The sequence below is a fragment of the Wocania arenilitoris genome, assembly GCF_021728535.1.
Lineage (GTDB): Bacteria > Bacteroidota > Bacteroidia > Flavobacteriales > Flavobacteriaceae > Wocania_A > Wocania_A arenilitoris.
Map to the genome: position 1 here is coordinate 34,019 of NZ_JAKKDU010000008.1, position 23,793 is coordinate 57,811.

Below are 23,793 nucleotides of genomic sequence, written 5' to 3' on the forward strand. Positions count from 1 at the left end.
ACAAATTACAATAAACTTATTTATTCTATTACAGATACGCCTCTGTATCATCTCCAAAGGGTTGATTTTTTTTAAAAGCTTTTTGGTCGGTGTTTTCAATTTTTAAATGATAATTTTTTCTTTTTCATTAATGACAGTTCCTTTATTTATGCATTACAATAAAATCCACCAATTTCGCTGCCAAATTAGCCGTTACATTATCTCTGTCCAATGTAGGGTTCAATTCAGCAATGTCACATGAAATCACCTTTTTGGTATCGAATAAAAAAAGTAACATTTTAAACACAAAATATGGCGTAAAACCCAATGGAGAAGGAGCGCTAACGCCAGGAGCATAGGCCGATGAAAACCCATCCATATCAATGGTAATGTATAAATAATCATTATTTGCAATAAATGGAATCAATCGTTCCTTCAATACTTTCATTTCCTCAGAGGAAGATTCACAATCATAATTGACGACGTAATCTACTTTCTCGTTTTTTGCAATTTCAAACAGTTCTTTGGTATTTGACTGTCTCTGAATTCCAATTGCAAAATAATCTACAGATTCATTAGTTGCTTCTAATTCAGAAATAATTTGGTTGAAAGGTGTTCCTGAATTTGATTTTTTCTCAACAGGACGTAAATCAAAATGTGCATCGAAATTGATGATTCCAATTTTCTTTTTGGAAGTGTTTTTTACAGCATCACGAATTCCCATAAAGTGACTATAAGCCATATCGTGTCCTCCACCTATTGCAATAGGAAAAATTTGCTGAGAGATTAATTGGGAAATGGTATTGGCAAATGCTTGTTGGCAAGATTCCATATCTTCTTCAATACAAATAATATCTCCAGCATCTACTACACGTTTTCCGTCAAAATGAATAGGCAATTTTGCTAAACTTTCTCTTAGCATTTTTGGACCTTGTGCGGCACCAATTCTTCCTAAATTTCGTCGTACACCTTCATCACACACATAACCTAATAAAGCAATATCGATATTGTTTTCTTTTTTTATGTGATGTAAGTCGATTAACTCGATCTCTTGATGCCAATATTGTTTCCCTAAATCTGGATTTGATTTTCTTCCAGTCCAATAGATTTTTTGTCCAGATTGATAATCAATATTTGTTTGTTGATAGCTGTTTTTTTTCAAATCTAAAAATTATTTTATTTCTACACCGTTTAAGTATACTTTTTCTATCTGATGTGCACCAAATGAATACGGAATAAAACCATAAGAATTAATGGATTTTGTCAATAGTAAATTGGCACGTTTTCCTTTGGTAATTGAACCAACTTCTTTTTCAAGGCCCATTGCATACGCACCGTTAATCGTTGCTGCATTGATCGCTTCTTCTGGTGTCATTTTCATTTTTATGCACGCTGTTGCTACCACAAAATTCATATTTCCTGAAGGTGTAGATCCTGGATTATAATCTGTTGCCAATGCTAGTGGAAGTCCAGCGTCAATCATCTTGCGTGCAGGCGCATACGGAATGCTTAAAAAATAGGAACAACTTGGCAAAGCTACGGCCATTGTCTTTGTTCCTTTTAAAATAGCAATATCTTTTTCTCTCATTTCTTCTAAATGATCTACTGAAAGTGCATCGTATTTAACTCCTGTCTTAACACCACCAATTGCTGTGAATTGGTTGACATGAATTTTAGGTACGAGTCCATATTGTTTTCCTGCTTTTAAAATTAATTCAGTATCTGCAACTGAAAAATAACCTGTTTCACAGAATACATCAACATAATCAGCTAGGTTTTCATCTGCTACTTTTGGCATAATTTCATCAATTAATAATTGTAGATAGCCTTCTTTATTGTTTTTGAAATTTGTTGGAACTGCGTGTGCACCTAGAAATGTTGCTTTGATAGGAATTGGGTAATTCTCTTTTAGTCGCTTGATAACCCGTAGCATTTTTATTTCTGCATCCGTAGTTAATCCATATCCAGATTTAATCTCTATAGCACCAGTTCCGAGTTGAATTACTTCTTCAAGTCGTTTGCTACTTTGTTGGTATAGACCTTCTTCTGAGGTTTCTTGTAGTTCTTTAGCCGAGTTTAAAATTCCGCCACCATTATTGGCAATTTCTTCATATGACAATCCATTAATTCTATCTACAAATTCCCCTTCGCGATTTCCAGCATAGACAATATGTGTATGAGAATCACACCAAGAAGGTAAGATCATTTTACCTGTGGCATCAATGATATTATCATAAGAATCAGTAGGGCAGTCGTCCATAGATCCAAAATTGACTATTAATCCATTTTCTACCACAAGAAAAGCATCCTCAATGGTAGGTAACACATTCATTTCTTTTCCAGAAATAAAAGAAATAGGTTCATTACGAACTTGAATTAACTCCTTTATGCTTTTAAAAAGTGTAGCCATTAGAATAAATTATTTATAATTTCATCATCGACAAGATTAGGAATGGTGACCCTTAAACTTGGTGTTCTTTCCATTTCTCTTTTAATTGCAAATAAAGCTTCATGGTTCCTTGCCCAGCTTCTACGAGCTATGCCGTTATTTACATCATAAAATAACATCGATTTTAAACGTACTTCGGCTTCTGGAGTTCCATCTAGTAACATGCCAAACCCACCATTCATGACTTCGCCCCAACCTACGCCACCACCATTGTGAATAGAAACCCAAGTTGCACCTCTAAAACTATCTCCAATCACATTGTGAATTGCCATATCTGCGGTGAATTTACTACCGTCATAAATATTAGAAGTTTCACGATATGGAGAATCTGTTCCGCTTACATCATGATGATCTCTACCTAAAACGATAGGTCCTATTTTTCCCACGGCAATCGCATTATTGAACGCTTCTGCAATTTTGGAACGACCCTCAGCATCAGCATATAGAATTCGTGCTTGTGAACCTACAACCATTTTATTTTTCTTGGCATCTTTAATCCAAGTGATATTATCTTGTATTTGCAACTGGATTTCTTCAGGAGAATTTTCCATAACTTCTTGCAATACTTCCGCAGCAATTTGATCAGTAGCATCTAAATCTTCTGATTTTCCTGAAGCACAAACCCAACGGAAAGGACCAAAACCATAGTCAAAACACATAGGGCCTAAAATATCTTGTACATAAGATGGATATCTAAAATCTATACCGTTTTCTGCCATTACCTCTGCACCAGCTCTGGAAGCCTCCAGTAAAAAGGCATTTCCGTAATCAAAGAAATAAGTTCCTCTTGCTGTATGCTTGTTAATAGCTGCTGCATGACGACATAATGTTTTTTGTACTTCTTGTTTGAATATCTCTGGTTCTTCTCGAATTAATCTATTGGATTCTTTATAAGAAATATCAATAGGATAATACCCACCAGTCCAAGGAATATGTAATGAAGTTTGATCTGAACCAAGATGAATAAAGATATTTTCTTCATAAAAGCGCTCCCAAATTTCAACCACATTACCAATATAGGCAATAGAAACTACTTCGCTATTTGCTTGTGCTTGTCGTACTCTAATTAATAAATCATCTATAGTATCTATTAAAATATCTACCCAACCTTGTTCGTGCCTTTTTGTTGCCGCTTTAGGATTTACTTCGGCACAAATAGTAATACAACCTGCAATATTTCCTGCTTTTGGTTGTGCTCCACTCATTCCTCCTAAACCAGCTGATAAAAATATTTTTCCTTTAGAAGATTCATTTTTAGCTAATATTTTACGGAAAGCATTCATTACAGTAATCGTTGTTCCGTGTACAATTCCTTGTGGCCCAATATACATAAATGAACCTGCCGTCATTTGCCCGTATTGTGTAACACCAAGGGCATTGAATTTTTCCCAATCGTCTGGTTGAGAGTAATTCGGAATCATCATTCCGTTTGTAACAATAACTCTTGGAGCATTTTTTGAAGATGGAAACAGCCCCATAGGATGTCCAGAATACATATGCAAAGTTTGCTCATTGGTCATGGTTGCTAGATATTGCATTACCAATAGATATTGTGCCCAATTTTGAAATACAGCACCATTTCCTCCGTAGGTAATTAATTCTTCTGGATGTTGTGCAACTTTAGGATCTAAATTGTTTTGAATCATTAACATAATTGCTGCTGCCTGAGTTGATTTAGCAGGATATTCAGCAATATCTCTTGCATATATTTTGTAATCTGGTTTGAATCTATACATATAGATGCGCCCATAACCTTTTAATTCTTCCGAAAATTCTACTGCCAATTCTTGATGCCAATCTATAGGAAAATAGCGTAAAGCATTTCTAATTGCCAATTGTTTTTCTTCCTTTGATAATATATCTTTTCGTTTAGGAGCTCTATTTACATTTGCAGGATATTCTCTTTTCAATGGTAATTTAGTTGGAATTCCTTGTATGATTTGTTCTTTAAATGTCATATCTCTTTTATTTAACTATTAAAGATTTGTTTTTTACTAAAGTGATCATTGCGTAGATATCGTCTTTTAATATTCTATCATCTTCCAATTTGTCTACTTTTTCTCTGATGATTTTGAAGTTTTCTTCAATAATACCAGAGAAAGTATTTGGTCTTCTAAATTCCAATGCTTGTGCAGCATACATCAATTCAATGGCCAATATTTTTTCAATGTTTCCTAATATTTGATTGAACTGTCTCCCAGAAATACTTCCCATAGAAACATGATCTTCTTGTCCTAAAGATGTTGGAACACTATCTGCAGAAGGAGGAAAACACAAAGATTTATTTTCTGTAACCAAAGCCGCTGTTGTGTATTGTGGAATCATAAAACCAGAATTTAATCCACCGCCAGAAGTTAATAACCTTGGCAATCCGTACTTTCCTTCTAATAACAAATAACAGCGTCTGTCTGCAATATTCCCTAATTCTGAAGCAGCAATTGAACCGTAATCTAATGCCATTGCTAAAGGTTGTCCATGAAAGTTTCCGCCAGAAATCGCCTCGGTTTCACTTAGTACAATAGGATTGTCCGTTACTGAATTCATTTCAATTTCTGCTAATTCATTTAAGTGATAGTATGCATTTCTCGAAGCTCCATGTACTTGTGGCATACAACGTATAGAGTATTGATCTTGAACTCTTTCACAATCTAAATGATTTTCTACATTTTGAGAATCTGTCAATAACATACGTATACGTTCTGCTACTTTTAAACTCCCTTTAAACGGACGAATTGTATGCAATGCTTCTTTAAATGGCGATGAACTTCCTTGAAAACCTTCCAAACTCATTGCACCAGAAACGTCTGCTAAGTCAAGCAAGTATTCCATTTTATGCAAGCCTTTGATCGCGTGCGCAAGTATGAATTGTGTTCCGTTTATTAAACCTAAACCTTCCTTAGCTTGTAATTGCATAGGTTGTAAATTGTGTTTAGCGAGCACTTCTTTTGCAGGAATAATATCATCTCCAATCCAAAAATCGCCTTCACCAAGTAACGGTAAAAATAAATGAGATAATGGTGCTAAATCACCAGAGGCACCTACAGAACCTTGCTCAGGAACAATAGGAAGTAAATCGTTTTCAATAAAATAAAGGATACGTTCTATCAATTCAAGTCGTACTCCAGAAAAACCTTGACATAAAGCATGTACTTTACATATCATCATGATTTTAGACAATTCTTTCTCTATCGGATTTCCAACACCTACCGCATGTGTAATTAATAAATTTTCTTGTAGTTTACTCGTTTGCTCAGGTGTTATTTGAACATCGCATAAAGGTCCGAAACCCGTATTGATACCATACACCGCTTTATCTGAAGCGGCCATTATTTCTACCTTTTTTCTACAGGCGTTTACTTTATCTATAACTTCTGGTGTTAAACCTGCTTTTAAAATTCCTTTAGCTATCGCAATTACTTTAGCTACTGTTAGTTGTTCTGTTCCGTATGCAAACATTTTATTTTTAATTTTACTTTCTGTAAAGTTATCATTAATTTTGATGCTTTATAATATCATTATATATAACATTTAATAACCATGAGTCATCAATTAGAGTTACGTCATCTCAAATATTTTCTAGCTGTTGCAGATGAGTTACATTTTAGAAAAGCAGCAGAAAAATTGTTTATATCTCAACCAGGATTAAGTAGGCAAATAAAACAAATGGAAGATGATTTAGGAGTTGTTTTGTTTGAGCGGCATAATAGAAAAGTAGAATTAACGAAAGCAGGAGCTTATCTAAAAGCTGAAATTTCTCGCAATTTAAAAGAGTTAAATCATATATTAAATCATGGAAAATTATTGCATCATGGCATTGATGGAAATTTAAACTTAGGATATGTAGGTTCTGCCATACAACAGCTAATTCCAAATTTATTATTGCTATTTAAAAAAGAGCATCCAACTATTGTTTTTGATTTAAAAGAAATGGATAATCATAGACAAATTGATGGATTGTTATCTAAAGACATTGATGTGGGTTTTGTGCGATTGGAAAGAATTCCTAAAAACTTAAAATCACTTCCTGTTTTAAAGGAAAATTTTTGTTTGGTATTACCTAAAAACCATTCTATAGATCCCCAGAATTTTAAGAGCATGAGTCAATTAAAGCACGAAGCTTTTATTATGTTTGACCCCTCTTATAGTCCATCATACTACGAAAAAGTTATGCAAATTTTTGATGATAGTGGGTTTACGCCTATTGTTTCACATAACACCATACATGCCAGTTCTATATATAGATTAGTTGAGAACAATCTTGGTATTTCAATAGTTCCTAAATCATTGCAAATGGGCTATAACATGAAGGTTAAATTTATTGAGCTCAAAAATATTAAACATCAAACTATTCTTTCAGCAGTATGGAATAAAAAAAACAGAAACCCATCTCTTGCACCTTTTTTAAAAACCATTAATCAAAATAAAGGTTTCAATTTGCAGTAAAGACTAGCAAAATTGAAGCGCAATTCTTCATCATTAAACCCTTTTTAGGTTTGAGTATTTTTCCTTATGGATATGTTGACGTTTAAACCGTATCTTTCCATCTCTCCCATCTGTAAAAGCTATAAATTCACCCCAGATTTAAACCCACTTCCATTATACCACCATTTACTTTACTTTTTCAAATACTAATTTAATTAAGTGAAATAATAGTGAAACATTTAACGAAATTTATCTGAACCAACTGAAAAACAAAAAACCTCCAACCTAAAAGGTAGAAGGTTCTACAAATAGTGGGAACTAGGCTCGAACCAGTAACCTTCGGGTTATGAGTTTAACACTTTCAATTAGTTATAAACCATAAAATATTTGAGCTACTAAATTTAAGAGTTTGATACGAAGAAAAACTCTAATTTTTCGAAAAAATATCAATAGCAGAATAAGATATTAGTTTTTGATATTAAATATATTAAAAACTCATCATTTCAAATTAAGTCAGCGAAAATAGCAAAATGTTGTACCTAATGTTGTACCTGAATGAAAATTGTTAACGATTTTAAACAAAAAAAGCCGAAGATTTCTCTTCGACTTTTTGTGCGGGCGGGGAGACTCGAACTCCCACACCTCTCGGCACTAGATCCTAAGTCTAGCGTGTCTACCAATTCCACCACGCCCGCTAAAGGACTGCAAATATAAACAACATTTTTAAATTGCAAACCTGTTTATCATTAAAAACATTCTTTTTTTATACTTTTGGTAAGAACTTTATAAATTCACCATGAACAACGTTAATTCATACATTAAAGAACATAAACTACGCTTTTTAAACGAGCTCATTGAGCTATTAAAAATCCCATCTATTAGTGCAGACTCAGCTTATAAAAATGATGTTTTAAAAACTGCTGATGAGATTAAAATTAGCTTGAAAAAAGCGGGCTGCGACCATGTTGAAATTTGTAAAACCGATGGCTACCCTATTGTTTATGGCGAAAAAATAATAGATAAAAATCTACCAACAGTTTTAGTTTATGGACACTACGATGTACAACCACCAGACCCGTTAGATTTATGGCACTCACCACCCTTTGAGCCTGTTATAAAAGAAACCGAAAAACATCCTGAAGGTGCCATTTTTGCACGTGGTGCTTGTGATGATAAAGGGCAAATGTATATGCACGTAAAAGCATTGGAATTTATGACGAGCACCAATCAGCTACCATGCAATGTGAAATTTATGATAGAAGGTGAAGAAGAAGTAGGAAGCTCAAACCTTGCCATATTTGTAAAAGAAAATCAAGACAAGTTAAAAAATGATGTTATTCTTATTTCTGATACGGGAATGATAGCTTCAGACGTTCCTTCTATTACTACAGGATTACGAGGGTTAAGTTATGTAGAAGTTGAAGTTACAGGACCAAACCGCGACTTGCACTCTGGCTTATATGGCGGTGCTGTAGCAAATCCTATAAACATATTAGCCAAAATGATTGCATCGCTTCACGACGAAAACAATCACATTACCATTCCTGGATTTTACGATAAAGTGGAAGAACTCTCAAAAGAAGAACGTGCTGACATGGCTAAAACACCTTTCAGTTTAGAAAACTATAAAAAAGCATTAGATATTAATGCCGTTTACGGCGAAGCAGGATACACCACAAACGAACGCAATTCCATTCGTCCAACTTTAGATGTTAACGGCATTTGGGGCGGCTACACAGGAGAAGGCGCAAAAACCGTTATAGCAAGTAAAGCCTATGCCAAAATATCTATGCGCTTAGTTCCGCATCAAGACTGGGAAGAAATTACCCAATTATTTAAAACCCATTTTGAAAGTATTGCTCCAGATGGAGTTACCATAAAAGTAAAACCTCATCATGGTGGGCAAGGTTATGTTACACCCATAAATAGCATAGGCTATCAAGCAGCAAGTAAAGCTTACAAAGACACGTTTGGCAAAACCCCAATCCCACAACGTAGTGGCGGCAGTATTCCAATTGTATCGCTATTCGAGCAAGAACTTAAAAGTAAAACCATTTTAATGGGTTTTGGGCTAGATAGCGATGCTATTCACTCTCCCAATGAGCATTTCGGAATTTTCAACTACTTAAAAGGTATCGAAACCATTCCGTTATTTTATAAATATTTTACAGAGCTTTCAAAGTAATTTTTTGGGTGTTTACCCCCCCCTTTTAATGGCGGGGTCGCGCTTTTATTCATAATTTATTATTTGATAAATTGGAATTCATGAACATAAATGTTTCACTACTAGTTTTGGCTCGATGCTCGCCTCGCCAAAAGCTAACCGTTTCAATCGCTAACACAAAAGGCGTAACTAAATGAACAATCAACACAGCAAACACCTTTTATTACTTTTATTAGCAACCCTTTTTATAAGTACCTCTGGAGCTTTAGGCAGATACATCAACATGTCTATTCCAGTTATTATTTGGTGGCGCTCTATTATTGCTGCCGTTTTACTCTATGCCTTTTGCAGATATAAAAAAATTAATCTTAAAATAAAATCAAAAAAAGAAATCATTCCTTTTATAATTAGTGGTCTATTTTTAGCTGTACATTGGATTACTTATTTCTATGCATTAAAACTATCAAACGTAGCAATTGGTATGCTTTCGCTATTTGTTTACCCAATATTTACCGCCTTTTTAGAGCCTTTATTTATTAAAGTAAAATTCGATCCTATTTATATTCTTCTTGGTGTTATGGTATTAATAGGCATTTACATATTAGCACCAGAATTTAGTTTAGAAAGTACTCATGTAAAAGGTATTTTATTCGGGTTAGCCTCGGCGTTATTTTACGCTCTTCGTAATATCATTTCAAAACAACTTGTTAGCAACTACAATAGTACCTCCATTATGCTATATCAAATTGGTATTATTAGCATTGTGTTATCACCTGTGATGTTTTTAATGGATACATCGGGTATTTCTAGTCAGTTTCCATATGTTATTATTTTAGCAGTAGTTACCACAGCCATTGGGCATACCATGTTAGTTAATAGTTTAAAACATTTTTCGGTAAGTACGGCAAGTATAATTAGTAGTATTCAACCCATATTAGGTATTATAATTGCCTTTTTATTTTTAAACGAAATACCTACTTGGAATACTTTTTTTGGTGGACTTATAATTCTCTCTACCGTTGTTATAGAAAGTATTCGATCTAGAAAATCATAATTATTTCTTAAAAACTACTCTACGTTTGTAGAATTAAAATATTTATTCTACATCTGTAGAGTTAATTCTAATAATGTAGCGCATGAAACTATCTAAAACCGAAGAAGATTTAATGAATCATTTATGGAAACTTGAAAAAGGGTTTATGAAAGATTTACTTGAGGCATATCCAGAACCAAAGCCAGCAACTACTACTATTGCTACACTTTTAAAACGAATGACCGACAAAGGCTTTGTTGCTTACAATTTATTCGGAAAGTCTCGCGAATACTATCCTTTGGTTAAAAAGAAAGACTACTTCTCTAAACATGTAAACGGACTCATAAAAAACTTTTTTAACGATTCCGCAAGTCAATTTGCATCGTTTTTTACCAAAGAAACTAACCTTACAAAAGAAGAATTAGAGGATTTAAAAACTCTTATTGATAACGAAATTAAAAAGAAATAAGTTATGTTATTGCTCATTTTAAAATCCAGTGCATGTTTAGCTGTGTTTATGTTGTTTTACAAGTTATTTCTTGAAAAAGAAAGCATTCATCACTTTAAACGCTTTTATCTTTTAGGGGCTTTATTTGTTTCTATAGTTATTCCGTTTATAACTTTTACACAATATATTGAAGTTGAAACTACTCAAAATTCTATTCCATTTCAATATTTAGAACCTTCAAATTCAGAAGTTTTAAATCAAGAAGTAACAACAACATGGCAAGATTATATCCCAACTATTTTATGGAGTATTTATGCGCTAGGATTTATTGTGTTTTCAATAAGATTTATAAAAAATATTGTTCAATTAATTAAAAAAATAAAGAACAATCCTAAGTTTAAAAATCAACCCTTTATCAATGTATTATTAATCGATTTAATACATCCACACACTTTTTTTAATTACATCTTTTTAAACAAAACCAAATACGAACACAACCTTATCCCAAACGAAGTTTTATTACACGAGCAAACCCATGCCAAACAAAAACACGCATTAGATATTTTGTTTTTAGAAGTACTTCAAATTGTATTTTGGTTTAATCCGTTACTCTATTTTATAAAAAAAGACGTCAAATTAAACCATGAGTTTTTAGCAGATCAAGCGGTTTTAAAACATGGCATTAATACCAAAAACTATCAAAATATATTACTCGCATACTCATCTCCCGATAGCTATCAGGATGCTAGAACTAATCAGCTAGCAAATGCCATCAATTATTCATTAATCAAAAAACGATTTACAGTTATGAAAACACAAACATCAAAAAAAGTCTATTGGCTTAAAGGGATACTTATTTTACCCATTCTAGCTATATTAATTTATGGTTTTAGCGAAAAAGAAATTGTAAAAATAGAGCCAAACAAAATTGCTACTGACGCAGACATTAAACCCCAGAAACATTATAGAATAATAACTTTTTTAGATAAAGATGGCTTGGTATTATTGCCTAATGGATGGTATTCTGTTTCTACCCTAAAACGCAATTTTAATGCATTTCACAACAAAGCTAAATCTGATTCAACGGAAATTGAACTATTAATTCACAAAAAGAGTTCTAAAAGTAATACTTCTCTAGCTATAGATATTTTAAATAGTTTTGGAACTTTAAAGACCAAAAACGTAGATAAATTAGGGTGGAACACTAATCACAAAAAACCAAATATTCAACAACAAGCAACTCCAAAACAAATCGCAGAATATAACAAGCTTGCAAAACACATTAAAAAGCAAATAGCAAATAAAGGTATGGTTAAGCTCAAACAGATAATGCGGCTTAAACTACTTTATAAATTAATGAGTAATAGCCAAAAGAAAAAAGCAGAATCTTATCCAGATTTATCTTTATTACCGCCACCGCCACCACCTGCTAAAAAACCTACGCCAATAGAAGTAGTTGAAGTGAATGTATCTCCGCCTCCAGAGCCTGTAAAAATAGAAATAGTTGAAGTTCTTGAGACTGAGCCAACACCTGTTGAAATTGTTGAAGTAATCGAAGTATCTTCGCCTAACCCAGCACCAAAACCTATAAAGGTTATTGAAATTGTTGAAGAACCTTCGCCTAAATTAATAGAAATTGTTGAAACTCCAGCACCGCCATTACCATCTAAAAACCCGATTGACTATATTAATGATATGGCAAAAAAAGGAGCAAAATTTTTTTACAACAAAAAGGAAATATCTTCCAAAAAAGCTAAAAATATTTTAACCAAAAACAAAAAAAATATTATTTCAACAAGACGTTCAAATAATAACAATTATGTTGTTGAACTTTCAGATAATCCTTTAATTAAAAAATAATTGTAACAAAATCATACTTTTAGCGTTCTAATAGACAATCAATCAAAATCAATCTTATTATGCTAAAGCGTTTTTTTATTATCTGTTCAGGTTCTGATACCGATATTTTAGAAACCTGTTCGATAGGTGAACAAAATAAATATGCTGGTGTTGGCGCCACCGTTTTCTTTACTGCTGTTATGGCTTTTATTGCTTCTAGCCATGCCCTTTACACAGTTTTCGATAATCTTTATACAGCCATTTTCTTTGGTGTTATTTGGGGTTTACTTATTTTTAATTTAGATCGTTATATCGTTTCAACAATCAAAAAAACAGGGAATGTTATTGACGAACTCATTCAAGCGTCACCCAGAATAATTTTAGCCATAATTATAGCCGTTGTAATTTCAAAACCTTTAGAATTAAAGATTTTTGAGAAAGAAATTAATCAAGTATTATTAGAACAAAAAAATGAACTCACTTTAGCCAATAAAAACCAAATAGCAGAACAATTCACACCAAACATCACTTCCCTCGAAAGTGAAATAACAAGTTTACAACAACAAATAGACACCAAAGAAGCAGAGGTTAACGCACTTTACGACACCTACATAGCAGAAGCCGAAGGAACAGCAGGCACAAAACTTTTGGGCAAAGGACCTGTTTATAAAGAAAAAAGAGAGAAACATGACGCTTTATTAGCCGAATTACAAGAATTAAAAGCTGAAAACAAAGCCAAAATTACAGCCACAGAAAACGAAATAGCCAAACTAAAAGGCGATTACGAAAAACAAATTGTAGATACGCAACCCATAATTAGCAATTTTGATGGCTTAATGGCACGTGTAAACGCTTTAGGCAAACTACCTTGGTTACCTTCTTTTTTTATATTTCTGTTGTTTTTAGCTATTGAAACCTCTCCTATTTTTGCCAAATTATTATCACCAAAAGGCGCGTACGATTTTAAATTTGAAGATCAGGAAACCGCTATAAAAACAACAGTACTTCAAAATAAAAACCAAAGAGAAGCCCTATTAAAAACAGATCATGCTATTAACGACAAAATTTATAGCGATTTAAAAAACGAGGAAGAATTATATACATATAAGCGCAAAAAAGCGAGGGAACTTATGCAACTTCAAGCAGATGCCTTTTTAAAGAATCAAAAAAATGCATTATAATAATCTATGCAGCAGTAAATGACTTACTTTGAGTATTCGTTACATCAGAAGATTTAAAATGTTCGTACAATTCCTTACAACCTAAACCAATTACAGCCATTTTTTTGTTTTTAGATAAGGCTTCGTAATGCAATTCTGCAAAGGCATCTACACCATATTTATCCATCCACTCAATATTCTCAATGCTAATAGTAAGAGTATCTAATCTATCAAAAACATTTTTAAATTCATTCTTAAAAACATCCAAATTGCGTTTGCTTAGAATGCCTTTCATTTTAAAAAAGTTATTGTAGCCGGTAATTTCTAATTCCATAATTACAAGGTATTAAATGGTTAAACAATAAATTTGAGGGAGAATAATCATATAGATTACACAATAAAAGTATCTAAATAAAACAACTTTGTATCATTTAATCGATGAATAGATTTTAACTTTAGATAAAAAAAATTAAATGTCAAATTAATCGATGAGCGACCTCAATTAAACTAAGATTTTGCTATTTTTACTTTTATCTTATACAGTAAGATACTATTATGAAACTTCCATAACGAAATCTCGATACCTTAGGGAATGACTACATGGAAGCTGCATGTGACCAATAAAAAAAATAAATATAAACACATGAAACACTTTATATTGCTTCTATTTTTAACTACATTTTGTTACAGCACTGCGCAAACAAATAAAGATCAAGACGTAAAAAATATCGAGAAAGTTTTAAAAAAGCAAAGAATTGCATGGTCTAAAAATAATATTGAAGAATTTATGGAAGGCTACTGGAAAAGTGATTCGCTTAAATTTTATGGTAGTAATGGTGTTACTTATGGTTGGCAAAACACTTTAGATCGTTACAAAAAAGCATATCCAACTGAAGATCACACAGGAACTTTAAGTTTTAAAATTAATGATATCTCTAAAATAAACGAAGGTGCGTACTTTGTTTTGGGCGAATATCATTTAAAACGGAATGTTGGAAATGCCACTGGTATTTTTATGCTTGTTTTCAAAAAAATTAATGGCAAGTGGAAAATTATTGCCGATACTTCTAGTTAAATTATGCATCCTGTAGTTAGAAAAGCGACTTTAAAAGACATTCCTGTTTTATTAAAGTTTGAACAAGGACTTATTGAGGCTGAACGACCTATGGACTCTACCATTAAGGAAGGTAAAATAAACTATTACTGAATTTATAAAAAACGACAATTATGAATTACTAGTTGTTGAATTAAATAGCTCAGAAATTGTTGCATCTGGCTATGCCAAAATTAAAAAAGATAGGCATTACTTAAAGCACACTAAACAAGGGTATTTAGGTTTTATGTTTGTTCCAGAAAAACATAGAGGTAATGCATAATAGTCTTATTATAAATGCTCTTTTAAAATGGTGTAAGACTAAAAACATAAACGAAATACGACTAGATGTTTACGAAAACAACCCATCAGCAATCAAAGCCTATAAAAAAGCAGGTTTTAAAAACATATGATCAATATGTGTTTAAATATTGAAAATTGGGACTATAAACTATTTTAAAACTTTCTGTCAGGATTGTAATTAGCTAACTCTAATGATAGTTTTTGTTCCGAAATAATTTCCGAAACCAATTTACCTGTTGCTGTTCCCATACTCCAACCCATCATAGCATGTCCTGTTGCAATAGTTAAATTTTTGCATTTAGATGATTTACCTATATATGGCAAGCCATCTGGCGATACAGGTCTTAAACCACTTGCTGCATTACTTTTTTCTTCAGAAGTTAAATTAACATGAGGATAATATCGAGTTGCTGCATTAGCTATTGATTCAACGCGTGTTTTATTTATATTGTGGTTTATACCAGCTATTTCCATTGTTCCAGCAAACCTAGTAAAACCATTCATAGGCGTTACTGCTACTTTAGCTTCAGTTAAAATTGCTGGAATGGTTATTCCTGTTTCGTTCTCAGTATTAATTCGATAGCCTTTCCCTGCTTGAAGCAATAGTTTTAAGCCTAACTTTTTACTTAAAAAAGAGCTCCAAGATCCTGCCGATAAAACAACTTCATCTGCATTTAATAGTTGCTTATCGGTCTTAACTGCTGAAATTTTTTGATTTTTAACCTCTAAATCTTCAACCTTTTCATTTATATAAAAAACAACACCTTTAGCTTTTAAATGTGCTTTCATTTCATTCATAAATTCATGTGGTGTTGTATGAAAATCACATTTGTAATACGTTGCGCCTTTTACGTTAAGCAATGTATTTGGCTCTAATTGTTTTAGTTCTTCAAGATTTATTTCTTTAGCATCTAAACCTTCAGCTTTTGCCAAATTTGCCGTTTGTATTTCTTGTTCTAATGCTTTATTGGTTTGACATAACATGAGCAAACCTTTTTTCTCATAATGAAATGAAAAGTTTTCATCACGCTTAATATCATCATACAACTCTTGACTTAAAAGAGAAATGGCCTTAATTGCAGGTATTGCCTTTTTTACGTGCGCTGCGTTGCACGATTTATTAAAGGCCAAAGTCCATTTTAAAAAATCTAAATCTAGTCGTGGTTTGATATACAATGGACTCGATTTATTAAACATCCACTTCAATCCTTTTTTCATAACACCTGGAGCAGATAAAGGAATAATATGGCTTGGTGATAAATAGCCTGCGTTTACATATGAAGCACCTGAGTCCAGATTAGACTGATCAACAATAGTAACTTGATGCCCTTCTTTTTGAAGGTAGTACGCAGAACATAATCCGATAATTCCGCCACCAATAATTATACAATTTTTCACTGAATTAATGATTAAATGATTTAATTATTACCAACATTTTTTCTGGCTTTTGATACAATCTTCACTATTTCAAGAGTTTCTTTCATAAGTAGTTGTATTGATTCTTCTGAAGCAAATTTCGTGTCTTTCAAAACCTCTAGCCAAAATAGTGTTTCGTCTGCTTCCTCAACAACAATTGATATTTTAGAAAAAAACTCTTTTTGAGATCTCGCAATACAAGCTGCTCTATAATTAGCTGCCGTTGAAGTAGCTGAACGAATAAGTTGCCTGCCAATAATTCTTGTTGTATCTGTTTTTTTAATATTATCATAAAACAAGATGATATCTACGGCTAATTTTTTTGTTCTTTTTTTTAAAGTTTCAACAAATTCAGATTTATTCATACCTCAATAATTTATTATTCAATTGGCATTATATTATTTCACTTTTTCATTGTTTCATTAACTCATTATTTCATTAACTCATTATTTCATTAACTCATTATTTCATTATTTCAATGTTTTAAATGACTTGAAAACCATGTGCATAGGGGTCGTCTTCATCATCTATAAAAATAGTATTATAACCATATACTTTTGCCCAACCTTGGATACTAGGAATAATTGCTAATTTACCATCCAAAGTTGTTTCCTTTTCAACACAACCAATAAATCTACTACCTATAAAACTTTCATGTACAAATGGCTCGTGAAGCTTTAACCTTCCCTTAGTGTACAACTGCGCTAAACGTGCAGATGTTCCTGTTCCACAAGGACTTCTATCGATAGCTTTATCGCCATAAAACACAGCATTTCTTCCAGAAGAAGTTGGATCGATTGGATTACCTGTCCACAACATATGAGTCACATCTTTAATCGTTTCATTTTCTGGATGTACAAACTTTTCAAAATACTTTTCATTAATTCTTTCTCGTACTACCTGAGAATACTGAATAATTTTTGAAGCTGTAAAATCATGTACTCCAGAAAAGTTTTTCTGCGGATCTACAATAGCATAATAATTTCCTCCGTAAGCTACATCAAAAGTAATTTCTCCTAATTCTGGGCATTCAACAGTTAAATTTTCAGCAGCCAAATAACTTTTTACGTTAGTAAGTTTTACCCACTCTACTTTTCCATTGGTTTGCTGATAATCAATTTCAACCAAACCAGCAGGAGCTTCCATTCTAATTTTTCCTGGTATTTTTGGTGTAATTAAACCTTCTTCAATAGCAATAGTAATAGTTCCTATTGTACCATGGCCACACATAGGTAAGCAGCCCGAAGTTTCAATAAATAAAATGGCAAAATCGTTTTCTGGATTGTGAGGTGGAAATAAAAAACTACCACTCATCATATCATGACCACGTGGTTCAAACATCAAGCCTTTTCGAATCCAATCGTATTCTTTTAAAAAATGCTGGCGCTTTTCGCTCATGGATTTACCAACCAAATTTGGATTTCCCTCAACAATTACGCGCACTGGGTTACCACAAGTATGTGCATCTATGCAAACAAATTTTGTGCGTGCCATTTAAATTTTAGTTGAAGTTTTAACACCATTAACTAGTCTAGTAATCTCCAAAGGGTTTTCATTTTTTAATTCATCTGGAAGTAGGTGGTTTGGCCAATCTTGAAAACTAAATGGTCTAACAAAACGCTTGATTGAATCTACACCAACCGCTGTAAAACGACTGTCTGTTGAGGCAGGATAAGGTCCTCCATGTTGCATAGAAGGGCAAACCTCAACACCAGTTGGGACTCCATTAAAAATAATTCGCCCAACTCTATTTTGCAATGCATTAACAACATTAGCGTGATTAGCTATTTCATTATCATCAGAAATTATTGTCCCTGTTAATTGTCCTTCTAAACTAGAAATGATTTTTTCTAATTGTTGCTTGTCTTCACACTGTACAACCAACGAAAATGGTCCAAAAACTTCGTGATGCAATGTTGTATTATTTAAAAACGTATCACCTTCAACAGTTGTTACAACTTGTCTGGCATAATTAGGTTCTACATCATTTTCATAACCTGCCAATACTTTTATTCCGCTTTGTGACAGTGCTTTAGATTTATTGGTTTCGTATGCTCCTGCAATATTTGGGTGCAACATACATGATGGTTCAACTTTTACAATTTCTTCAGCTAAAGTATTAACAAAACTAGTCAACCCTTCAGATTTCACAGCAATAATCAACCCTGGGTTTGTACAAAACTGTCCTGTTCCTAATGTAATTGAGCCCGCATAGGTTTTAGCAATTGCTTCAGCTCTATTATTTAATGCTTGTGGCAAAATAACAACTGGATTAATACTTCCCATTTCTGCAAATACAGGAATTGGTTCTTCACGTTTTGCAGCTAAATCGTATAATGCTCGACCACCACGAATACTCCCAGTAAAACCAACTGCTTTAACTTTAGGATGCATTACTAATTGTTGTCCAACTTCTATTCCACTAGAATTAAGATTAGAAAACACACCATTAGGCATGTCGGTTTTTTCAGCAGCTCTAACAACTGCACTACTAACCATTTCGCCTGTTGCTGCATGCATTGGATGTGATTTTACAATTACAGGGCATCCTGCTGCAAGGGCTGCTGCTGTATCTCCTCCTGCTGTTGAAAATGCAAATGGAAAGTTTGATGCTCCAAAAACTACAACTGGTCCTAAAGCCACATTCATTTTACGTAAGTCTACTTTTGGGAGTGGTTTTCTATCTGGTTGAGCTGTATCAATTGATGCATCTACCCAATTGCCTTCTTCTACATGATTTGCAAAGGCACGTAATTGCCCAAGTGTTCTTCCTCTTTCTCCCATGGCTCTTCCTTTTGGTAACCCACTTTCTGAAGAATAAACCTGTAATAATTCATCGCCTAGTGCTTCTATTTCGTCTGCTATTGCTCTCAGAAATTCAGCTTTTCTTACTCCTGAAGTTTTGGAGTATGTTTTAAAAGCTTCTGCTGCTAATTCAGCAGCTTGATTAACATCTTCTTGAGAAGCCTCAGTGATTTCCCATTGATTTTCTATATTCAATAAAGGATTAAACGTTTTGAACGTTTTGCTTCCTTTGGCTGATAATTGATTTCCTATATAATTTTTTCCTGTAATCATTGATTTTCAATTCTTTTTAGGTGAGTTTCAATATCGACAGGTTTATGAACTGTTTTTATTGAAGTTGGATATTTTTCGAGTAAATTTTTTGGTCTAATTGGTCGTTTTTCAAAACCACCTCCACAATTTGGACAAATGTGCTTCAATACATTTTCAACACAGTTTTTACAAAAAGTACATTCAAACGTACAAATCATTACCTCACTAGAATCGTGTGGCAATGATTTGTTGCAATGTTCGCATGTTGGTCTTATTTCTAGCATGTATATTATATCGTTTTCAAATACGTTTTAAAGTTATTGAAATTTTTATTTTCGCAGAAATTTCTGTGTTAGTGATTGAGGTTCTGTTGAAGCTCTTTGGCCTAGCAAAAGCGCATTTACTATCTGGTTTTTTCCTGTAATCATCTTCACATATTTTTTAAATGTTTTTATTATACCTTCTATAAAAAAGAAGCTTTCTCTTTTTTAATATTTAAAGGACTTAATCTATTAAATCCAGAATTTCAAGTCTTTCTTTTGCCAGAATATATCTTGTATGGACATCATCAATTTGCTGTTGAGTTAATTTCTTACCAAAGGTACGAAGTCCTCCAGCAACATCATTATGATGAATTCCCATAGCAAGCTTAAGATATTCCATAAGTAATGGCTGAGCATCTAAATACGAGATGGAATTCATTGCCTGAGAAATTTTATTTGCTTCAGCCCATTGTCCGTTTGAAACATATTCCTGCATGCTAACACTAGCTTTTGGAAAGATACAACCAACTCCTGTAATTCCACCACATGCACCAGCAAGTCCTGCATGTACCGTTACGGTATCAACACCTGCCAAAATTTTTAAATCTTTGTTTGCCAACATCATCGTTTCAATAATTGAAACATCAATTGTAGATATTTTAAGGGCATTTATATTGGGTAGTTCAGCAAGTTTTAGAAGAAGCTCGGTTGAAAGCGCATGATAACCAGCTGCATCAGGATTGTTATAAGGCATTACTGATACACCTGCACCTCTTGCAGTGAATTCTGCAAGCTCATAGTACGAATACATGTCTTCATCAGAAGGAAGTTCCTTAGTTTTTGGCGGCATAACCATTACGGTATCCACCCCAACTTTAGCAAGTCCTTCAACGATTTTGGCAAGCTCTTCCTTTGTTTCTGCCGCAGCTCCGCTAATCAACGGGACATTGTATTCTTTAGCAACCTCAGAAAGGGCTTTAAGTAAGGAAAGACGCTGCTTTGTGCTCAAGTAGCTATTCTCACCCAGAGTTCCAGAACCAACAAGTCCGTTCATTCTGCTTCCGCCTTTTCCTTGAACTTTTAAAATCCCTGCGGCGTATTTTTGTGTTGCATCAGGGTCCATTTCAAGAGCGCCAGATTTTGACTCTTTCAACCATGTAAACACAGCTGGCATAACGCCTTCCCATTTTAAACTCATTGTAATTAATTTTATTTTGATAAAAGTAATACAGAATTCAGCTAGAAAATAATGCATTTTTATCCATATATTGTATTATATTATCCTTTTTTTGTTAAATAAATAATATATTGAATATTATTTGCATATTTGTTATATGAAAGTTTTACCATTTCAAATACCAAAACCTGAGCATGACGCTCTAATTTATCAAGAAGATAAGGAATTAATATTCTATGATAAGTTTCATCAACATGAAGAAATTCAGGTGAGTTTTATCGCTGAAGGCGAAGGCGCTCTTGTGGTTGGAGATACTATTAATTACTATAAAAAAGGCGATGTAATTGCCCTTGGAAGTAATCTACCTCATGTTTTTAAAAGCGATATAAGTACTAATATCCAATCGGAAATGTTGACACTTTTTTTTTCAAATGATGCATTTGGTTCAACTTTTTTTGAATTGGAAGAATTAAGGGAACTAAGACCTTTTTTCAAAAAGGTAAATTATGGTTTTAAGGTATCTCCAAAATCAAAAAAAATTGAAACGCTTTTTAAGCAATTGCATGAAAGTAGTAAGTTGCAACGTTTTATATTACTACTGGAAGTTTTAAAAGCGCTTTCTAAATCGAAAACTCAACCTTTATCTTCTTTTATTTATGACAAAAAATACACGGATAGTGAAGGAAAACGCATGCGAGATGTTATGGATTTTACCATGCAAAACTATAATCAACAAATTAGTCTAGATGATGTTGCTCAAGTGTCGGCTATGACTAAAAATGCATTTTGTAAATACTTTAAAAAGCGGACTAACAAAACTTATTTTACATTTTTAAACGAGTTACGTATTGAAAATGCTTGTAAACTTTTATTATCAAACCAAGATTTGAGCATTATAGAAATTGCTGAAAAATCGGGGTTTAATAATATGTCAAATTTTAATAGACAGTTTAAGGTTGTGAAAAAAAACAGTCCTTCATTATTTAAGAAAGACAGTTATCGATAAGAAAAAGAAAATAAGTTAAGCATAACGAAAATATTCTGACCTAGATTAATGTTTAGCTACCGTTTAAATTCACTTAGCACAAGTAGTTTCATAAAATTTAAAAGCGTCTATAATATTTTCTTTTGTAAAAATATCATTATTAATCTTAGATACTAAATCCGGACAATCCTTAAAATACTTAGGTCCTTCTTTTCTAAAACCTTTGTGGAAACCGAAATTACTTCCTATGCGAGTAGGTATCTTTTCATTATTCCTAATAGCATATAAAAATGAGAAACTACCACCTGTTTTTCCATACATACCAAATCCATTGCTCATGTATACAGCTTCACTATAATTGTAAAGAGTAATCTTTTTACCTACAAACACAGGTTGCATGAGCTTGTAATCTTTAAAGTTACCTTTAGAATGTTTTAGAGGAATGTATTCAAACTTGTATACTTCATTTTCTGTTGAAATATGGACACTATCAATTTCTTTACCCATATAGACTTTAAATTTCTTGGAATTATGTTTAATTCTAAGACCTTTAAGTCCCATTCTCATTTCACCATTTAGCACCTTTTTGTTTTTAAGATATACTGTTGCGCTATTGGAAATGATAGTCTGACCGTAAATAAGAGTATTTATAAAAAGAAAAGAAATAAGAATTACCTTTTTCATTGAATATAATTTTTACCTAAAACAACATAAACTCTGTATTAAAAGTTATCATGTAACTTTTAATTTTATTATCTTTAGATAACCCAATCCATCCCGCTTTACCTTGAAAATATAGTTTTAAAGTTTCTGATATCTTGTAACCAAGCATTAAATTTATTCTAAGGTCTAGATTGTTTTTAACGTCAATTTCTTCACTATGATTTACTAGATAAGCTGGGCCTCCCCCAATTCCTACAAAAAAATCATAGTTTCTTCCAAATTCATTAATTATAGTAGCATCTAATTCAATATAGTCAAGATCAATGGTGTATAGATTATCTTTATATCCATTAGTTACATATTGGGCATTAATTGACAGGTAGTTTTCTTCACTTTTCAAAAAAAGTAATTTTGATACCCCTACTTGAAAACCTGAAGTATATTCGAACGAGTCATTCCCTTGTCCTGCACTTCCATCCGTATATAAAAGAAGTTCACCATTAGGTGCATAGGCATTAGATATGCCATATCCAAATTTTATTGCAAAGGTTTTGTCTTGAGAATATATGTTAACAGATATAAAAAAGATTATTAAAAAAGTTACTAGTGTTGATTTTCTCATAAAAATAAATAATTATATAAAATAAAGTTGAGGAAGGTTTAAAGCTTTTTAACGTAATCTGTAATAATAACGATTTGCGTTGGACCCACCTTTCCTTCGATGTATTTTTCGTTATCTTTATCTAAACGAATGTTTCTAACAGCGGTACCTTGTTTAGCTATCATGCTTGATCCTTTTACTTTAAGATCTTTAATAAGCACCACAGAATCTCCAGCTTCTAAAACCACACCATTTACATCACGATGTATTATCTTATTTGGGTCGTCTTCACCTTCACCTGTTGCTTTTGCAAATGCAAGGGTTTCTTCATCTAAATACATCATGTCTAAGAGGTCTTGTGGCCAACCTTCTTTTCGTAATCTAGAAAGCATTCTCCAAGCTACTACTTGTACTGGTTTATGCTCGCTCCACATGCTATCGTTTAAGCATCTCCAATGGTTTGCTTCTGTAGCTTCTGGATTTTCTATTTGCTCAACACAAGTTTTACAAACCATAAGTGCGTTTTCTAAATTCTCGTCTTTTAATGGAGGCACTAGATACACTTGAAGGTTTTCATCACATGAACATAACTCACAAACTAAATTACTTCGTTTTTTTAACGTTCTTTCTAAACTCATTTTTGAATGCTATTTTACCATGCAATAATACATTTATATAGTTGCTTCTACAAATTGTTTAGTTCTTCTCTAAACTTTTTTATCATTCCTTTTACAACCATAT

The 23,793-nt window shown here is 32.8% G+C and carries 24 protein-coding genes and 1 tRNA gene; 10 read left to right on the forward strand and 15 right to left on the reverse strand.

Annotation, left to right across the window (positions count from 1 at the left end):
* Positions 1 to 142: 142 nt before the first annotated feature.
* From hutG to hutH, 4 genes are read right to left on the reverse strand one after another with little or no spacing between them, the layout of a single operon-like run.
* Positions 143 to 1,141 (reverse strand): formimidoylglutamase, encoded by a 999-nt coding sequence (gene hutG / locus L3X37_RS07910; RefSeq protein WP_237239633.1) that lies wholly within the window; start codon positions 1,139 to 1,141, stop codon positions 143 to 145.
* Positions 1,142 to 1,150: 9 nt separating this feature from the next.
* Positions 1,151 to 2,389 (reverse strand): imidazolonepropionase, encoded by a 1,239-nt coding sequence (hutI, locus tag L3X37_RS07915; protein ID WP_237239634.1) that lies wholly within the window; start codon positions 2,387 to 2,389, stop codon positions 1,151 to 1,153.
* Positions 2,389 to 4,386: a urocanate hydratase gene (gene hutU / locus L3X37_RS07920; protein WP_237239635.1), complete on the reverse strand. Its 1,998-nt coding sequence runs from the start codon at positions 4,384 to 4,386 to the stop codon at positions 2,389 to 2,391. Before hutU ends, hutI begins: the two co-directional genes overlap by 1 nt.
* A 7-nt stretch (positions 4,387 to 4,393) precedes the next feature.
* Positions 4,394 to 5,884: a histidine ammonia-lyase gene (gene hutH / locus L3X37_RS07925; protein WP_237239636.1), complete on the reverse strand. Its 1,491-nt coding sequence runs from the start codon at positions 5,882 to 5,884 to the stop codon at positions 4,394 to 4,396.
* Between the two features lie 81 nt (positions 5,885 to 5,965).
* Here hutH and L3X37_RS07930 point away from each other — a divergent pair, with 81 nt between their 5' ends.
* The gene (locus L3X37_RS07930) at positions 5,966 to 6,871 is read left to right on the forward strand and encodes a LysR family transcriptional regulator (RefSeq protein ID WP_237239637.1); all 906 of its coding nucleotides are present in this window, start codon (positions 5,966 to 5,968) and stop codon (positions 6,869 to 6,871) included.
* Positions 6,872 to 7,463: 592 nt separating this feature from the next.
* On the opposite strand, the gene L3X37_RS07935 is transcribed toward L3X37_RS07930, so the two are convergent.
* Positions 7,464 to 7,545 (reverse strand) — tRNA-Leu (locus tag L3X37_RS07935).
* A 101-nt stretch (positions 7,546 to 7,646) separates the two neighbouring features.
* On the opposite strand from L3X37_RS07935, the gene L3X37_RS07940 reads away from it, so the two are divergent.
* The 5 genes from L3X37_RS07940 to L3X37_RS07960 all read left to right on the forward strand — a co-directional run bounded on the left by L3X37_RS07940 (position 7,647) and on the right by L3X37_RS07960 (position 13,515).
* Positions 7,647 to 9,035: a dipeptidase gene (locus L3X37_RS07940; RefSeq protein ID WP_237239638.1), complete on the forward strand. Its 1,389-nt coding sequence runs from the start codon at positions 7,647 to 7,649 to the stop codon at positions 9,033 to 9,035.
* A 172-nt stretch (positions 9,036 to 9,207) separates the two neighbouring features.
* Entirely contained in the window at positions 9,208 to 10,068 is an 861-nt protein-coding gene (locus L3X37_RS07945) for a DMT family transporter (RefSeq protein ID WP_237239639.1), read from the forward strand.
* 82 nt (positions 10,069 to 10,150) lie between these two features.
* Positions 10,151 to 10,516 carry a BlaI/MecI/CopY family transcriptional regulator gene (locus L3X37_RS07950; RefSeq protein WP_237239640.1) on the forward strand — a complete coding sequence of 122 codons (366 nt, stop codon included), beginning with the start codon at positions 10,151 to 10,153 and terminating at the stop codon, positions 10,514 to 10,516.
* A 3-nt stretch (positions 10,517 to 10,519) separates the two neighbouring features.
* Positions 10,520 to 12,355, forward strand: coding sequence for a M56 family metallopeptidase (locus L3X37_RS07955; protein ID WP_237239641.1), 1,836 nt, complete (start codon positions 10,520 to 10,522; stop codon positions 12,353 to 12,355).
* 59 nt (positions 12,356 to 12,414) lie between these two features.
* Entirely contained in the window at positions 12,415 to 13,515 is a 1,101-nt protein-coding gene (locus L3X37_RS07960) for a DUF4407 domain-containing protein (protein ID WP_237239642.1), read from the forward strand.
* Positions 13,516 to 13,519: 4 nt separating this feature from the next.
* Here the strand turns inward: L3X37_RS07960 and L3X37_RS07965 are convergent, their stop codons facing one another.
* A complete protein-coding gene (locus tag L3X37_RS07965) occupies positions 13,520 to 13,828 on the reverse strand; it encodes a hypothetical protein (RefSeq protein ID WP_237239643.1) in 309 nt (102 codons plus the stop codon).
* 309 nt (positions 13,829 to 14,137) lie between these two features.
* Between L3X37_RS07965 and L3X37_RS07970 the strand changes: the two genes are divergently transcribed.
* The 3 genes from L3X37_RS07970 (at position 14,138) to L3X37_RS07975 (ending at position 15,000) form a co-directional block, all read left to right on the forward strand.
* Positions 14,138 to 14,569 (forward strand): YybH family protein, encoded by a 432-nt coding sequence (locus tag L3X37_RS07970; RefSeq protein ID WP_237239644.1) that lies wholly within the window; start codon positions 14,138 to 14,140, stop codon positions 14,567 to 14,569.
* Positions 14,570 to 14,572: 3 nt separating this feature from the next.
* The gene (locus tag L3X37_RS15250; protein WP_262910797.1) at positions 14,573 to 14,701 is read left to right on the forward strand and encodes a hypothetical protein; all 129 of its coding nucleotides are present in this window, start codon (positions 14,573 to 14,575) and stop codon (positions 14,699 to 14,701) included.
* 161 nt (positions 14,702 to 14,862) lie between these two features.
* Complete coding sequence (locus L3X37_RS07975) at positions 14,863 to 15,000, forward strand: GNAT family N-acetyltransferase (RefSeq protein ID WP_237239645.1); 138 nt, start codon at positions 14,863 to 14,865, stop codon at positions 14,998 to 15,000.
* 43 nt (positions 15,001 to 15,043) lie between these two features.
* Here the strand turns inward: L3X37_RS07975 and L3X37_RS07980 are convergent, their stop codons facing one another.
* The 6 genes from L3X37_RS07980 to L3X37_RS08005 form a co-directional block, all read right to left on the reverse strand.
* Positions 15,044 to 16,288, reverse strand: coding sequence for an NAD(P)/FAD-dependent oxidoreductase (locus L3X37_RS07980; RefSeq protein WP_237239646.1), 1,245 nt, complete (start codon positions 16,286 to 16,288; stop codon positions 15,044 to 15,046).
* A gap of 20 nt (positions 16,289 to 16,308) precedes the next feature.
* Positions 16,309 to 16,671, reverse strand: a complete 363-nt coding sequence (locus tag L3X37_RS07985) for a four helix bundle protein (protein WP_237239647.1) — start codon at positions 16,669 to 16,671, stop codon at positions 16,309 to 16,311.
* 118 nt (positions 16,672 to 16,789) lie between these two features.
* Positions 16,790 to 17,800 carry a 4-hydroxyproline epimerase gene (locus L3X37_RS07990; RefSeq protein WP_237239648.1) on the reverse strand — a complete coding sequence of 337 codons (1,011 nt, stop codon included), beginning with the start codon at positions 17,798 to 17,800 and terminating at the stop codon, positions 16,790 to 16,792.
* Positions 17,801 to 19,384, reverse strand: coding sequence for an aldehyde dehydrogenase (NADP(+)) (locus L3X37_RS07995; protein ID WP_237239649.1), 1,584 nt, complete (start codon positions 19,382 to 19,384; stop codon positions 17,801 to 17,803).
* Positions 19,381 to 19,647: a DUF1272 domain-containing protein gene (locus tag L3X37_RS08000; protein WP_237239650.1), complete on the reverse strand. Its 267-nt coding sequence runs from the start codon at positions 19,645 to 19,647 to the stop codon at positions 19,381 to 19,383. Before L3X37_RS08000 ends, L3X37_RS07995 begins: the two co-directional genes overlap by 4 nt.
* A 220-nt stretch (positions 19,648 to 19,867) precedes the next feature.
* Positions 19,868 to 20,881, reverse strand: a complete 1,014-nt coding sequence (locus L3X37_RS08005) for a dihydrodipicolinate synthase family protein (RefSeq protein ID WP_237239651.1) — start codon at positions 20,879 to 20,881, stop codon at positions 19,868 to 19,870.
* Between the two features lie 79 nt (positions 20,882 to 20,960).
* Between L3X37_RS08005 and L3X37_RS08010 the strand changes: the two genes are divergently transcribed.
* A complete protein-coding gene (locus L3X37_RS08010; RefSeq protein WP_237239652.1) occupies positions 20,961 to 21,809 on the forward strand; it encodes an AraC family transcriptional regulator in 849 nt (282 codons plus the stop codon).
* 69 nt (positions 21,810 to 21,878) lie between these two features.
* Here L3X37_RS08010 and L3X37_RS08015 read toward each other — a convergent pair whose 3' ends face one another.
* From L3X37_RS08015 to L3X37_RS08025, 3 genes are read right to left on the reverse strand one after another with little or no spacing between them, the layout of a single operon-like run.
* Positions 21,879 to 22,472 (reverse strand): hypothetical protein, encoded by a 594-nt coding sequence (locus tag L3X37_RS08015; protein WP_237239653.1) that lies wholly within the window; start codon positions 22,470 to 22,472, stop codon positions 21,879 to 21,881.
* 16 nt (positions 22,473 to 22,488) lie between these two features.
* Entirely contained in the window at positions 22,489 to 23,073 is a 585-nt protein-coding gene (locus L3X37_RS08020) for a hypothetical protein (RefSeq protein ID WP_237239654.1), read from the reverse strand.
* Positions 23,074 to 23,111: 38 nt separating this feature from the next.
* Positions 23,112 to 23,690 carry a PhnA domain-containing protein gene (locus L3X37_RS08025; protein WP_237239655.1) on the reverse strand — a complete coding sequence of 193 codons (579 nt, stop codon included), beginning with the start codon at positions 23,688 to 23,690 and terminating at the stop codon, positions 23,112 to 23,114.
* Between the last annotated feature and the right edge of the window lie 103 nt (positions 23,691 to 23,793).